10 protein-coding genes are annotated in these 14,988 nt (G+C 60.4%); 6 read left to right on the top strand and 4 right to left on the bottom strand.

The window, feature by feature from the left end; translation table 11 throughout:
- Positions 1 to 46 precede the first annotated feature (46 nt).
- From ptsP to ABLN87_RS20080, 5 genes are all read left to right on the top strand, one after another.
- Positions 47 to 2,290 carry a phosphoenolpyruvate--protein phosphotransferase gene (ptsP, locus tag ABLN87_RS20100; RefSeq protein WP_353013669.1) on the top strand — a complete coding sequence of 748 codons (2,244 nt, stop codon included), beginning with the start codon at positions 47 to 49 and terminating at the stop codon, positions 2,288 to 2,290.
- A gap of 164 nt (positions 2,291 to 2,454) precedes the next feature.
- On the top strand, positions 2,455 to 3,900 hold the full coding sequence (gene zwf / locus ABLN87_RS20095) for a glucose-6-phosphate dehydrogenase (protein ID WP_353013667.1): 1,446 nt from the start codon (positions 2,455 to 2,457) through the stop codon (positions 3,898 to 3,900).
- 2 nt (positions 3,901 to 3,902) lie between these two features.
- A complete protein-coding gene (gene edd / locus ABLN87_RS20090; protein ID WP_353013665.1) occupies positions 3,903 to 5,708 on the top strand; it encodes a phosphogluconate dehydratase in 1,806 nt (601 codons plus the stop codon).
- Positions 5,709 to 5,711: 3 nt separating this feature from the next.
- Entirely contained in the window at positions 5,712 to 6,344 is a 633-nt protein-coding gene (locus ABLN87_RS20085) for a bifunctional 4-hydroxy-2-oxoglutarate aldolase/2-dehydro-3-deoxy-phosphogluconate aldolase (RefSeq protein WP_353013663.1), read from the top strand.
- Positions 6,345 to 6,395: 51 nt separating this feature from the next.
- On the top strand, positions 6,396 to 7,592 hold the full coding sequence (locus ABLN87_RS20080) for a pyridoxal-phosphate-dependent aminotransferase family protein (RefSeq protein WP_353013661.1): 1,197 nt from the start codon (positions 6,396 to 6,398) through the stop codon (positions 7,590 to 7,592).
- A gap of 69 nt (positions 7,593 to 7,661) precedes the next feature.
- Here ABLN87_RS20080 and ABLN87_RS20075 read toward each other — a convergent pair whose 3' ends face one another.
- On the bottom strand, positions 7,662 to 8,783 hold the full coding sequence (locus ABLN87_RS20075; RefSeq protein ID WP_353013660.1) for a pyridoxal phosphate-dependent aminotransferase: 1,122 nt from the start codon (positions 8,781 to 8,783) through the stop codon (positions 7,662 to 7,664).
- 117 nt (positions 8,784 to 8,900) lie between these two features.
- Between ABLN87_RS20075 and ABLN87_RS20070 the strand changes: the two genes are divergently transcribed.
- The gene (locus ABLN87_RS20070) at positions 8,901 to 9,683 is read left to right on the top strand and encodes a crotonase/enoyl-CoA hydratase family protein (protein WP_353013658.1); all 783 of its coding nucleotides are present in this window, start codon (positions 8,901 to 8,903) and stop codon (positions 9,681 to 9,683) included.
- On the opposite strand, the gene ABLN87_RS20065 is transcribed toward ABLN87_RS20070, so the two are convergent.
- The 3 genes from ABLN87_RS20065 to ABLN87_RS20055 all read right to left on the bottom strand — a co-directional run bounded on the left by ABLN87_RS20065 (position 9,684) and on the right by ABLN87_RS20055 (position 14,464).
- Positions 9,684 to 10,016: a DUF1992 domain-containing protein gene (locus ABLN87_RS20065; RefSeq protein ID WP_353013656.1), complete on the bottom strand. Its 333-nt coding sequence runs from the start codon at positions 10,014 to 10,016 to the stop codon at positions 9,684 to 9,686.
- A gap of 39 nt (positions 10,017 to 10,055) precedes the next feature.
- The gene (locus ABLN87_RS20060) at positions 10,056 to 11,219 is read right to left on the bottom strand and encodes a benzoate/H(+) symporter BenE family transporter (RefSeq protein WP_353013654.1); all 1,164 of its coding nucleotides are present in this window, start codon (positions 11,217 to 11,219) and stop codon (positions 10,056 to 10,058) included.
- A gap of 140 nt (positions 11,220 to 11,359) precedes the next feature.
- Positions 11,360 to 14,464 carry a valine--tRNA ligase gene (locus ABLN87_RS20055; protein ID WP_353013652.1) on the bottom strand — a complete coding sequence of 1,035 codons (3,105 nt, stop codon included), beginning with the start codon at positions 14,462 to 14,464 and terminating at the stop codon, positions 11,360 to 11,362.
- Positions 14,465 to 14,988: the final 524 nt, after the last annotated feature.

The following is a 14,988-nucleotide window of genomic DNA, read 5'->3' as shown; positions in this document are numbered from 1 at the left end:
GCATTTCAGCCAAAGGTCTTGCCTGACGCACTAATTTGGGTGGGCCATGGCGGACGGCACCGAAACTGAATCCCGCAAGCTGCTGGGACGGCTGCGCGAAGAAATGGCGAGCGAGGCCGCCGGTCAGGAACGGCTTGACCGGATCACTCATCTGATCGCCGATAGCATCCGGGCCGAGGTGTGCTCGGTCTATCTATTCCGAGACGAGGAAACGCTGGAACTTTGCGCAACCGAAGGCCTATCGCCCGAGGCGGTACATAAAACGCGGATGCGGATGGGTGAAGGGCTGGTAGGTCGGGTGGCCAAGTCTGGCAAGATCGTGAACACCGCCGACGCGCCATCGGCCAAAGGTTTTCGCTACATGCCGGAAACCGGTGAAGAACGGTTCTCGTCTTTTCTGGGTGTTCCGATACAGCGATTGGGCGAAAACCTAGGCGTACTGGTCGTTCAGTCGCGCGAGGCGCGCGAGTATTCTGCTGATGAGGTCTACGCTCTGGAAGTTGTCGCCATGGTGTTGGCCGAAATGGCCGAGCTTGGCGCGTTCGTCGGTGAAGGTGCGGCGCTGTCTCCATTGCACCAGCAATCCGTGCTGCTGCGGGGCGGACCGGCGCAGGAAGGGTCAGCCGAAGGGCATGTCTGGCTGCACGAGCCGCGCGTTGTAATCACCAATCCGATTGCCGATGATCCACATCGCGAGCGTGAGCGGCTGGTCGAGGCGGTCGAAGAGTTGCGCGTTGGCGTCGACAAGATGTTGGAGATTTCTCAGGGCGGGGATTCTGACCAGCTGAAAGTGTTGGAAGCCTACCGGATGTTTGCGAATTCCAAAGGCTGGATGCGCCGCATGGAGGAAGACATTGCGCTGGGCCTCAGCGCGGAAGCGGCGGTTGAGAAAGAGCAATCGCAGGCGCGGGCCCGTATGGGGCAGGTTACAGATCCCTATCTGCGAGAGCGTCTGGCCGATCTAGATGATCTGTCCAACCGCCTGCTGCGGATCCTGACGGGGCAGGGTAAAACTGATAGTTCGGACCTGCCACCGGATCCGATTCTAATTGCGCGCAATATTGGCCCAGGCGATCTGCTGGAGTATGGCCGCTCGCTGAAAGGGATTGTGCTTGAGGAAGGGTCTGTGGGCAGCCATGCGACCATCGTGGCACGTGCCTTGGCGATCCCATTGGTTGTTCATGTGGGGCGCATTACGACCGAGGCGCTCAATGGCGATCATATCCTGGTCGATGGCGACCAAGGTGTTGTGCACCTGCGCCCCGAGGATACGGTGGTCAGCGCCTTCCGCGACAAGATCGCCATGCAGGCCAAAGCGCAGGAACGCTATGCCTCGATCCGTGAAACACCATGCGTGACGCAGGATGGCGCACGGATGAACCTGGTTATGAACGCGGGCCTGATGGCAGACCTGCCCTCGCTGGATAATTCGGGGGCCGAAGGGGTTGGCTTGTTCCGGACCGAGCTTCAGTTCCTGGTCCGCAATCAGATGCCGAAGCGGTCTGAACTTGTTACGCAATATCAGCGCGTACTGGATGCAGCTGGCGAAAAGCGCGTGGTGTTCCGCACGCTGGATATCGGGTCAGATAAAGTGCTGCCCTATATGAAACATGTGGCCGAGCCAAACCCGGCTCTTGGCTGGCGCGCGATCCGGGTGGGTCTGGACAAGCGTGGCGTCATGCGGATGCAGCTGCAGGCGCTTATCCGCGCTGCGAATGGGCGGCCCTTAACGGTTATGTTCCCCTTTGTCGCACAGGCCGATGAGTTTCGTGAAGCCCGATGGGAGGTCAACAAGACCATTGAGCGGGAAAAGCGGCTGGGTCATGTGCTGCCCGAAACGCTGGAAGTCGGCGCGATGCTCGAGACGCCTTCTTTGGGGTTTGCACCGCAGAAGTTCTTTGATGAGGTCGATTTCATTTCAATCGGTGGCAACGATCTAAAACAGTTTTTCTTTGCGGCCGATCGCGAAAACGAGCTCGTGCGTAGGCGGTATGACACCCTGAATGTCAGCTTCCTCAGCTTTATCGAACGCGTGGTTGAACGCTGCGATATCTCGGATACGCCGCTCAGTTTCTGCGGTGAGGATGCGGGTCGGCCCGTTGAGGCCCTATGCTTGGCGGCGATGGGAATTCGGACTTTGTCGATGCGTCCGGCCTCGATTGGTCCTGTGAAAAGCCTGTTGTTGCGTTCGAACCTTCAGGAGGTGCGCAAGATCATCGCCGATGCACGCCACCGGGGCGAGCAATCTGTGCGACCTTCAGTGATGGAGTGGTTGCGCAGCCAAAGCTAACCGGAAAACCTGCGGCTTTGCGCAAATCCATGCTTGATTTCTTGGGTCTATCTTCTTATTACGACCACAAATGTTAGCGATAACATTCTTATGACGGCAGTGTCACCTTCTCAAATCATGGGGCATGATAGGCTGGCACAGGTGGATGCAAAAGGAACCAGGCCATGGTCTCACGTGTAATTCCTGTAGACCCGTTTGACCTCGTGCTGTTTGGCGCGACGGGCGATCTGGCGCAACGCAAGATCCTGCCCGGGCTGTATCACCGTTTTGAGGTCGGTCAGATGCCAGAAGATGCGCGTATCATTGGTACGGCGCGCTCGGACATGGACAGTGAAGGGTTTCGCAAACAACTGCGCGCGTCAATGGATGAGTTTGCCCCGAAATACGACAAGGGCATTTTGGATCGGTTCCTGTCACGCGTCGACTATGTCCCGGTGGATGCGCTGGGCGATTCAGGATGGCCTGATCTGGCGAAATCGCTGCGACCTGATGTGGTGCGCGCTTTCTATCTGTCCGTGGGCCCCAGCCTGTTTTCGGGCATCGCGCAACGGCTGCACGATCATGGGTTGGCCACGCCTGATAGCAGGATCGTGGTGGAAAAACCCTTTGGTCATGATCTGGCCTCGGCCAAGGCTTTGAACAAGGGGTTGCGCGCCTGTTTCGAAGAGCATCAAATCTACCGCATCGACCATTATCTGGGCAAAGAAACCGTACAGAACCTGATGGCGCTGCGTTTTGCCAATTCCTTGTTCGAACCGCTCTGGAACGCCACACATGTCGATCATGTCCAGATCACAGTGGCTGAGACGGTGGGAGTTGAGGGGCGCGGCGCTTACTATGATCAATCCGGCGCGATGCGGGATATGATTCAGAACCACCTGGTGCAATTGCTGTGTCTGACGGCGATGGAGCCGCCCTCGAAATTCGCCCCCAACGCGGTGCGAGACGAAAAGGTCAAAGTGATCGAGGCGCTGGAACCGGTGGAGCCCAAAGACATCGCTCGTGGCCAGTATCGCTCTGACAAGGGCGGGGACGGCTATCTCGATCACGTCGAAAACCCGGCCAGCCGAACCGAGAGCTACATCGCGCTCAAAGCCCATATCGGCAATTGGCGCTGGGCCGGGGTGCCGTTCTATCTGCGCACTGGAAAACGCCTGCGCGCGCGCGAATCCGAAATCGCCGTGTTCTTCCGCGACCCGCCGCATACGATTTTCCCGAATGTTGGCCCGCTGCACGGCAACGTGCTGGTGATCCGCCTGCAACCGGATGAGGGCATCACCTTGCGCACTACCATCAAGGAACCGGGGCAGGGCGGTTTCCGTCTGTCCGACGTGGCGCTGGACATGAGCTTTGCCGACGCGTTGGGCGATGATGGTCAATCCCCTGACGCTTATGAACGACTGATTATGGACGTGATCCGGGGCGATCAGACCCTGTTCATGCGCGGGGATGAGGCCGAGGCCGCCTGGGCTTGGGTCGATCCCATCATCCACGGCTGGGAAGAGCGGGGCGATAAGCCCGCGAAGTACGATCAGCGCAGTTCCGGCCCCGAAGAAGCCCTGATGCTGATGCATCGCGATGGTCGCCGCTGGCGCCAGATCGGAGGTTAACCATGGTTAACAATGTCATCACCGATGTTACTCAACGCATCATCGACCGCAGCGCTCCCTCGCGCGGCCCGCATCTGGACCGGATGGAGCAGGCCAAATCCAAAGGCCCCGCCCGCGCGCATCTGTCCTGCAGCGGTCAGGCCCACGCCTATGCCGGTGCGGGCGAGGATCAGAACTCGATGGCCACCGGCACCGCCGGAAATCTCGGCATCGTCACCGCCTATAACGACATGCTGTCCGCCCACCAACCGTTCGAGCGGTATCCCGAACTGATCCGTCAGGCGATCCGCGCGGCAGGCGGTACAGCGCAGGTGGCGGGCGGAGTTCCCGCCATGTGCGACGGCGTCACGCAGGGCGAGGCGGGGATGGAGCTGTCCCTGTTCTCGCGCGATGTGATCGCGCTGGCGACGGGCGTGGCTCTCAGCCACAACACCTATGACGCGGCGGTGTTTCTGGGGGTCTGCGACAAGATCGTGCCCGGCCTGATCATCGGCGCGCAGGCCTTTGGCCATCTGCCGGCCGTCTTCCTGCCCGCAGGCCCCATGACCAGCGGCCTGCCGAACGACGAAAAGGCCAAGGTCCGCCAGAAATTCGCTGCAGGAGAAGTCGGCCGCGACGAACTGATGAAGGCGGAAATGGCCGCCTATCACGGCCCCGGCACCTGTACCTTCTACGGCACCGCCAACACCAATCAGATGCTGATGGAGTTCATGGGCCTGCACCTGCCGGGTTCCAGCTTCGTCAATCCCAATACACCTTTGCGCGATGCGCTGACCGAGGAAGGCGCGCGCCGCGCCCTGTCTCTCAGCGCCTTGGGCAATCACTACACACCGGTTTGTCAGATCCTCGATGAACGCGCCTTCGTCAATGGTATCGTTGGCCTGATGGCCACGGGCGGCTCCACCAACCTGCTGATCCACCTGATCGCCATGGCGCGCGCAGGCGGGATCGTGCTGGATTGGGAGGATTTTTCCGACATCTCCGCAGTGGTCCCTCTGGTCGCGCGGGTCTACCCCAACGGTCTGGCCGATGTGAACCACTTCCACGCCGCCGGGGGCTTGGGCTTTACCATCAGCACGCTGTTGGACGATGGGCTGTTGCACCCCGACACGCTGACTGTTGCGGGGCACGGACTTCATAACTACACCAAGGAACCCAAGCTGAAAGATGGCGAGTTGGTCTGGGAAGACGGCGCAGACCACAGCCTGAATGAAAAGATCGTCCGCCCGGCTAAGGACCCGTTCCAGCCCACCGGTGGCCTGTCGCGCCTGACCGGCAATCTTGGCACCGGCGTGATGAAGGTCTCGGCCGTGGCACCCGAACACCAAGTGGTCGAAGCGCCCGTCCGTGTGTTTCACGACCAGAACGACGTCAAAGCCGCCTTCAAGGCCGGAGAGTTCACTGACGATGTCATCGTCGTTGTTCGGTTCCAGGGCCCGAAGGCCAACGGTATGCCAGAGCTGCATTCGCTGACGCCGATACTTTCGATCCTTCAGGGTAGGGGGCAAAAGGTCGCTCTGGTCACCGATGGCCGTATGTCCGGTGCGTCGGGCAAGGTTCCCGCCGCCATCCATGTCTGCCCTGAGGCGCTGGACGGTGGTGCCATCGGCTATCTGCAAGACGGTGATCTGCTGCGCGTCGATGCGGTCAGGGGTGAGCTTGAAATCCTCACCCCCGGCGTCCTCGACCGCAGCCCAGCGACTGCTGATCTGTCTGCAAACCAGCACGGCGTCGGCCGCGACCTCTTCGGCGCGTTCCGCCAGAATGTCGGGTCCGCCGACACAGGTGCCAGCATTTTCGGAGTTTAACCTATGTCCAAAACCCAACGCACCCGCGAGATCTGCGCGCTGGCCCCCATCGTTCCCGTGCTGGTCGTGGATGACGCTGCCCACGCCCGCCCCTTGGCCGAGGCGCTGGTTGCAGGCGGCCTGCCCGCGCTTGAAGTCACTTTGCGCACCTCGGCCGCGTTGGACACCATCCGCGCCATGGCGGACGTGCCCGGAGGCGTCGTGGGCGCAGGCACGCTGGTCACCCCCGAAGAGGTCCGCGCCGCCAAAGAGGCGGGCGCGCAGTTTGGCGTCTCGCCCGGCGCGACCGATGCCCTGATCGCCGCCTGCGAAGCCGAAGGCCTGCCCCTTCTGCCCGGCGCGGCCACCGCGAGTGAGGCGATGGCCCTGCTGGAAAAGGGCTATGACATGCTGAAATTCTTCCCTGCCGAGGCCTCGGGCGGCGCACCGGCCCTGAAAGCCATAGGGGCGCCCCTGCCTCAGATCACTTTCTGCCCTACAGGCGGAGTATCGCCCTCGAATGCCCGCGACTATCTTTCGCTGTCCAACGTGATCTGCGCCGGTGGCAGCTGGGTCGCGCCAAAGCAGATGGTTCAAGAGGGCGACTGGTCCGGGATCGAAGCGCTTGCGCGTGAGGCGACCCACCTGACGGATTGACGCCGCAAGGCGAAACGCTAGGGTAGGCCACAAGTTAAGCAGGTTACCCTCATGACAAACCAAACCTCCCTCGTGCATGGGCGCGAGTATCTGGCCATTCCGGGCCCTTCGGTGATGCCCGACGCGGTGCTACAGGCCATGCACCGTCCTTCGCCCAACATTTACGACGGCGCGCTGATCGAGATGATGCCCGCGCTGACACAGGATCTAAAGCGCGTGGCCCGCACCGACCAGAATGTCGCCATCTATATCGCCAACGGCCACGGCACGTGGGAGGCCGCGCTGTCGAACGTGATCGCGCCCGGCGAAACCGTTCTGGCCCCGGCCTCTGGTCGTTTCACCTATGGCTGGGCCGAGATGGCCGAAGGGATTGGCGCCAAGGTCAAAACGATTGATTTCGGCACATCTTCCCCGTGGGATTTCGAGCAAATTGCGGATGTGCTGCGGGCCGACCAAGCACATGAGATCAAGGCAGTTCTTGCCGTCCATGTGGATACATCCAGCTCGATCCGCAATGATATCCCAGCCTTGCGCGCGCTGCTGGACGAGTTGAACCATCCGGCGCTGCTCATGGCGGATTGTATCGCCTCACTCGGGTGCGACCAGTTCGAAATGGACGCCTGGGGCGTCGATGTGACAGTCACCGCCTGCCAAAAAGGGCTGATGACACCGCCCGGCATGGGCTTTGTTTTCTTTAACGACAAAGCGCAGGCAAAACGGGCCGCAATGCCCCGTGTCTCGCTCTATTGGGACTGGCAGCCGCGCGCCAATCCTGAATCGTTCTACCAATATTTTGACGGCACCGCGCCGACACATCACCTTTACGGTCTACGTGCAGCGCTCGACATGATTCATGCAGAGGGTGTCGAAAACGTCTGGGCCCGTCACCAGCACCTTGCCAAAGCGATCTGGGCGGCCTGCGAGGTCTGGGCGCAGGGCGGTGCCCTCCATTTCAATGTCGCCGATCCGGTCTATCGCAGCCATGCGGTCACCGCCCTGCGCCTGACCGAAGGGCGTGGCACACCGCTGCGCAACTTTACCGAAAATCACCTCGGTCTTACGCTCGGCATTGGATTGGGGATGGAGGACTGGGACGGCTGTTTCCGCCTCGGCCATATGGGCCATGTAAACGCTCAGATGGTTATGGCGATGCTAGGCGGCGTGGAAACTGCAATGGCGGCCTTGAACATACCACGCGGCAACGGCGCGCTCGAGGCTGCTGCGACGACTTTGGCCAACCAGGCCTGATCCGCTTCATCTGGCCATAAATATCCCGGGGGAGGCGCGCGCAGCGCGGCGGGGGCAGGGCCCCCTAACTCAACCTGCCGATCCACCCGACCGCGCAGCCTGCAACGCGATCGGCAGAGCCCTGGACAAAGCCGTTAGATCATCTTCGGTACCACAACTGATGCGGATGCAGCGGTTTTGCGGGGCAACAAATGGCATCCGAACAAAAATGCCTTGCGCCACGAGGGATGCCAACACCGCCTTGGCAAACTCGCCATCTTCACCGCAATCAATTGCGACGAAATTTGTGGCCGAAGGCAAAGCGATCAGCCCATTCTCACGCGCGATCTCGCCAATGCGGTGGCGTGCGGTTTCAATGCGGTGTTGCACTTCGGTCAGCCAAGCCTGATCTGCCAACGCAGCCAGTGCCCCCGCTTGTGCTGCGCGGTTCATTCCAAAGTGGTTGCGTATCTTGTTGAAGGCCAGGATCAATTCGGGTGTACCAATCGCATACCCAACCCGCGCACCCGCCATGCCATAGGCTTTTGAGAATGTACGCATCCGGATCACGCGCGGATCATCGGCTCGCACAGGGGCTGCGGTGCCTTCCGGGGCGCATTCCACATAGGCCTCGTCCAACACCAGCAGACATCCCTCGGGCAGAGCGTCCATCGCGGCAACGATGTCTGCGCCACTGTGCCAACTGCCCATCGGGTTATCTGGGTTGGCCAGATAGACCAGTTTCGCGTCAACCTCGGCCGCTTTTGCAAACAGGGCCTGTGGGTCTTCGTGATCCCCGGCATAGGGCACCTTGTGCAAAACCCCGCCATAGCCCGCGACGTGGTAGTCAAAGGTCGGATAGGCCCCATCCGAGGTCACAACGGCGTCGCCCGGTTCAACGATCAGGCGCGACAGGTATCCCAGCAACCCGTCGATCCCTTCGCCAACAACGATGTTCTGGGGGGCGATCCCATGATGATCCGCCAGGGCGTTACGCAGATCGTGGTTTTCGGGATCACCATACATCCAAATCTCGGCATTCGCCTCACGCATGGCCTCAATCGCTCGGGGTGATGGGCCAAACACGTTCTCATTTGCGCCCAGACGCGCCGAAAATGGCGCACCGCGCTGACGTTCCTGCGTTTCAGGGCCAACAAACGGCACGGTTGCGGGAAGGGTTTGGGTAAGCGATGTATAGCGTGGTCCAGTCATAGGCGCAGATAAACGTATGCGCACAGTTGGGGCAAGCATGTGCATTGCCCTGACGTCGCAGTGGAACTGAACCCTCATTTTGGGTCATGTTCGACCAAACAGTGTTAGGAGGCCATCATGGCACGGGTATCCGTCGAATACCGCAATCAAATTGCACATGTCTCGCTGACGCGGGGCGACAAGATGAACGCGCTGGACGACGCGATGATCAAAGCCCTTCTGGGTGCCGGGCAAGAGGTCGCCACATCCGATGCACGCGCTGTTGTCCTGTCGGGCGAGGGCAAAAGTTTCTGCGCCGGACTCGACATGGCCAGCTTTGCAAGCATGGCGCATAAAGACCCGACCGAATGGCTGATGACCCGCAGCCACGAAGACGCCAATGAGATGCAGGAGCTTGCCTTGATCTGGCGCCGTGTTCCGGTTCCAGTGATCTGTGCCATTCAGGGCGTGGCCTATGGTGGCGGGCTGCAGATCGCCTTGGGCGCAGATATCCGCATCGCGCATCCCGAGGCCAAACTGGCCGTGATGGAAATGAAATGGGGCATCATACCGGACATGGGCGGCATGGTCCTGCTGCCTCGGCTGGTTCGCTCGGATGTTCTGCGGCTGTTGACCTATACTGCCCGTCCCATCGGCGCATCTCAGGCGGCGGACTGGGGGTTAGTGACAAAGCTGTCTGATGATCCGCTGACCGAAGCCCTGGCAATCGCCGAAAACATCGCTGGTCAAAGCCCCTCTGCAATCCGGGCCGCCAAACGGCTGATCGAGGTGGCCGAAACCCGGGGCCGCCAGGATGTTTTGTTAGCCGAATCTTCAGAGCAAGTGGACCTGATCGGAAAGCCCGATCAGATGGAAGTTGTCATGGCTCAGATGCAAGGTCGAAAGCCGGAATTCAAATGATCAACGCATAAAGGCGCGTCGCGCATCGCGGGCCATATGATACCGCATCTCCAGATCTGCGATCCTGGCCATTGCCGCTTTGCGCGCCTCGGGGTCGGACAGGGTTGCGTATTCCTTTCGCGCCGCATCCAGCTGTTTTTTGACATCGAATTCTTCAGGCAGAACCCCGGCCTGTGCCATGATCCGGTGACCGGCTGCGATCGCAGGATCGCCCTGCGCCTCGCCCGAACGGTCAGGCAGCGGGGCACCTTCGCCATCGAGGCCCTGCAACTGGCCCTCGGCCTGAGCCTTTTTGATCTGGCGTTCAACCAGTTTTCCAAGCGATCCGAACATGCGCGTATCGTATCAATATCTAAGATTTCACGAAAGGGATCAGCGTATTTTGTTTGTCACAAGATAGGCGATACCACCTGCCAATAACCCCCAGACCGCAGCGCCCAGACCAAAGACACTGACGCCCGAAGCCGTGATGGCCAGAGTCAGAATGGCCGCCTCGCGCTCGGCTGGCACATCCAGTGACGCGTGCAGGGCATTGGCCATCACCCCGATGAGGGCCACACCTGCCAAAGTGCCCATCAACAGCGGGTCGGCATTCGCGGCGAAGCTGGTGATTGCGACGGCAAAGATACCGAACAGGCAGTAGAACACGCCCCCCATGATCGCGGACCAATAGCGCAGGGCAGGGTCGGGGTGACTGTCTTCGTTCGAACACATCGCAGCGGTAATTGCGGCCAGGCAGGTTGCCGGTGCGCCAAAGGGGGCAGAGAGCAGACTTGCGCCCCCAACGGCTGAGAACAACCGACCTGCGTCTGGCTTGTAGCCAAAGCTGCGGATCACGGCGACACCGGGAATGTTTTGCGTTGCCATTGTCACGATGAAAAGCGGCACGCCTATCCCTATTGCGGACGCGGCTGAAAACGTAGGCGTGGTCCATACCGGGGCGGCTACCAGTTGATCGGGCAGCAACTGGGCGTCCCCGGCATTCAACGTCACCACAATGGCCGCCGCGATCACAGCGGCAGGAACGGCGAATAGACGATTGAAACGACCTGCGATGAACCAGGTCAGGATTACCGGCAGGGCCTGCCAAGGTATCTCTACCGCTGCTTTGAAAGGCACCAGACAAAGTGGCAAAAGCACGCCAGCCAGCATCGCCTGAGCCAGCGTAGTCGGGATCGCCGCTGCCAAACGCCCCAACGGTTTCCAGAGCCCGGCCAGAACCGTCAGAGCGCCGGCACATAAGAACGCTCCGATAGCACCCGAATAGCCTTCCACCGGCGTGGCCGAAACAGCCAGCAGCGCAGCCCCCGGCGTGGACCACGCGACGCTGATTGGCAGCTTGTAGACTGTGCTTAGAATGATGGCGGCCAACCCCATTGCGATGGCCGCGCTCATCAGGCCGGACGCGGCCTGAGCGGGCGAGGCACCCATGGCGGCCAAGCCCTGCAAGACAATCGGGAATGAGCTAAAGAACCCAACGATAGCGACCACCAACCCGGTTGAAACGGTCTGCGTCGGGGGAAAGCGCTGTGTCATTGCGTCCTCAGGGGTTGCCACTTGCATTTGCTAACAACCGCAGCCTGCCGGGAACAAGGTCAAAAGCGTCAGAGAAAAGGAAAACCCCGCCATAACGTGTGGCGGGGTTTTCGAGTTGTGCGATTGTGGAAAGATGAAGATCAGGCGATTTCGGCCAGACGGGCGAGGGCCTCGTTCAGTTTCGCCTCTTCTTCCTCGCGGGCGGCAAGGTTGGCTTTGGCCTCTACAACCACTTCCTCCGGGGCGGAGGCCACGAATTTGGGGTTGTTCAGACGGCCGCGCAGGCCGCCGAGTTCCTTGGCCAGTTTGCCCTTGGCCTTCTCCAGCCGTTCCTTTTCCGCGCCGATGTCGATGATGTCTGCCAACGGCAAGCCGAAGGACGCACCGGGCGCAGCGATCGAGATCGTGCCTTTGGGCAGCTCGTCGGCTTTGGTCAGGCTGTCGATCCGCGCCAGACGTTTGATCAGCGCTTCGTTGCGATCCCATGCGGCTTGGCCGTTCGCGTCGATCTCGGTCACCAGCATGGGCACATAGAGGCCCGCCGGAACCCGCATCTGCGCGCGGGCCGAGCGGGTGTTTTCGATCACCGAGATCACCCAGTTCATTTCGCGATCCGCGTCGGCGTCGATCAGGTCGGCGGCCGCATAGGTCGGCCAGTCGGCGTGGACGACCATCTTGGCGCGCGCGCCGGTCAGGCCCCACAGTTCTTCGGTGATGAAGGGCATGATCGGATGCAGCAGGACCATGCACTGATCCAGAACCCAGCGCATGGTGGCGCGGGTCTCGGCCTGTGCTTCGACGTCGTCGCCCTGCAGCAGCGGTTTTGACAGTTCCACATACCAATCGCAGACCTTGCCCCAGACAAAGGCGTAAAGCCCGTTGGCCGCGTCGTTGAAGCGATAGCTTTCCAGTGCCGCGTCGACCTCTTCCCGCACGCGGGCGGTTTCGCCGATGATCCAGCGGTTCACGGCGGCTTTGGGTTTCAGGTCGGCGACGTCCAGTTGGGGGACGGCGTCGGTGAAGACCTCGTTCATCTCGGCAAAGCGGACGGCGTTCCAAAGCTTGGTGCCGAAGTTCCGGTAACCGGTGATGCGCTCGCGGGACAGTTTCAGCACGCCACCAATGGCCGCCATCGAGGCATTGGTGAACCGCAGCGCGTCGGCGCCGAATTCGTCCACGATCTCCAGCGGGTCGATGACGTTGCCGGTGGTCTTGGACATCTTCTTGCCCTTCTCGTCGCGGACAAGCTGGTGCAGGTAGACGGTGTGGAACGGGATCTGATCGACCACGGCCAGCTGCATCATCATCATCCGGGCGACCCAGAAGAACAGGATGTCGAAGCCGGTGATCAGGACGTCCGTGGGGAAGTAGCGGTTCAGCTCATCCGTCTGCTCGGGCCAGCCCAGGGTGCCGATGGGCCAGAGACCGGAGGAGAACCAGGTGTCGAGGACGTCGGGGTCACGGCGCAAACCAAACAACATTGCACCGTCGGTCAACTTTTGTGGCGTATCGCTGGAAGCCAATATTAACTGGGGCTCCAATTCTAGATCATAGGCCTTCGCATCAAGCTCTGCTGGGTATTTTTCAAGATCAGTTACATCAGCAACTATGATCTTCCCATCTGCGAGCCCATGCTTCTTTTTCAGTATGTCTGCGGCAGCGCTTAGTGCTTCCATTCGATCTTCCGCGCAGACTGTCAGGCCATTCGGTCCATACCAAACCGGAATCTGATGCCCCCACCACAACTGACGCGAGATGCACCAGGGCTCGATGTTTTCCAGCCAGTGGTAATAGGTCTTCTCGCCCGACTCGGGGATGATCTTGACCGTGCCGTCCTTGACCGCATCCAGCGCGGGGCCGACGACCTTTTCGGCATCCACGAACCACTGGTCGGTAAACATCGGCTCGATGACCACTTTCGAGCGGTCACCGAAGGGCTGCATGATCGGTTTGCTCTCGACCAGCGGAACCAGCTTGTCTGCACCTTCATGATCAGGTTTCAAGGCGGTCGAACCCAAGCGGGGATCATCCGCGCGGGTCATGACGGCCAGACCGTCAGCGGTGATTTCCTCGACGACCTTCGCGCGCGCTTCGAACCGGTCGAGGCCGCGCAGGTGATCGGGGATCAGGTTGATCGCGTCGATCTCGTTCTCGGTGAAATCACGTCCACGCGCGTATTCCTGCGCCTTGCCTGCCTCTTCGGCGTAAGGCGCACCATCGGCCCGCATTGCGCCTTTGGTGTCCATCAGGCGGTACATCGGAATGCCGCCGCGCTTGGCGACCATGTTGTCGTTGAAGTCATGTGCACCGGTGATCTTCACCGCGCCTGAGCCGAAATCGGGATCGGGGTAGTCATCGGTGATGATCGGAATCTGACGGCGATGCTCTTTCGGACCAACCGGGATTTCGCAGAGTTTGCCGACAATTGGCGCGTAACGCTCGTCCGATGGATGAACCGCAACCGCGCCGTCACCCAGCATGGTTTCAGGGCGGGTCGTGGCGATCGAGATATAGTCGCGCTCTTCCTCAAGCACGATGTTCCCATCCTCGTCCTTCTCGACATAGGTGTAGGTCTCGCCACCGGCCAGCGGGTACTTGAAGTGCCACATGTGGCCTGCGACTTCGATATTCTCGACCTCAAGGTCCGAGATCGCGGTCTCAAAATGCGGGTCCCAGTTGACCAGACGCTTGCCGCGATAGATCAGGCCCTTTTCGTACATGTCGACGAAAACCTTGATCACTGCATCGTGGAAATTGGCCGAATTCTCGTGCCCCGTGCGCGGATCGCCCGCAGCGCCTGCCATAGTGAAGGCGTTACGCGACCAGTCGCAGGAGGAGCCCAGACGCTTCAACTGCTCGATGATCGTGCCGCCGTATTCGCCTTTCCACTCCCAAACTTTCTCAAGGAATTTCTCACGCCCCAGTTCAGTGCGGCTGGGCTGCTGCGTGGCGGCCAGCATCTTTTCCACCTGCATCTGCGTGGCGATGCCCGCGTGGTCCTGACCGGGCTGCCACAGCGTGTCGAAGCCGCGCATCCGGTGCCAGCGGATCAGGATGTCCTGCAGCGTGTTGTTGAACGCGTGGCCCACATGCAAAGCACCGGTCACATTGGGCGGCGGGATCATGATGGTAAAGCTTTCGTCACGCGATTTGTTCGCGCCTGCCTTGAAGGCTCCGGCCTGTTCCCAGGCTTCATAGATGCGGGCCTCGGCCTCGGCCGCGTTGAATGTCTTTTCCATCGCCATGGGGTGCGTCCTGCGTCATCGAATTGAGGGTCAGCGCCTGCAATAGCGAAAGGTTTGGGAAAGTGGAAGGCTTTGCCGCCAATTCCCCTCAGCGGCGAAGTTCATCGCGACCGTGAACCACGCCACAGACAACGGATGGTCGGGTCGATCACACTCTTACGGTGTGGTCACAGGGCCGCGCGGCGGGGCAAGGTGTAGCTTTGCTGTCAGTTTCGTGACCAGATAACAGACGCTTTCTGGAGATTTGCACAGGTTTTGAACTTTCGTAATATATTCAGACATATGGTGGTTCTATTGAAGACGCTGAAGCAGGTGACGGACTTGGCCATGATGCTGCCCAAATGGACGACTAGGATCGTGATGATGGCGCAGAGGCTCACGGTTTCGTTGGGTGCCTTGCCCGGCAGGGGCAGGATGCCCATCCTTAAGTGTATCTCCATGCCGCATTTATTAGCGCGCCTTAAGCTGGACGCTCGTTTGTATTGCGGGGGTGAGATGCAGATGCAGAGGCTATTGGTGCGCAT

It is taken from the genome of Ruegeria sp. SCP10 (assembly GCF_040329495.1).
Taxonomy (GTDB): domain Bacteria; phylum Pseudomonadota; class Alphaproteobacteria; order Rhodobacterales; family Rhodobacteraceae; genus Ruegeria.
This window is presented reverse-complemented; position numbering and strand designations above follow the sequence as displayed.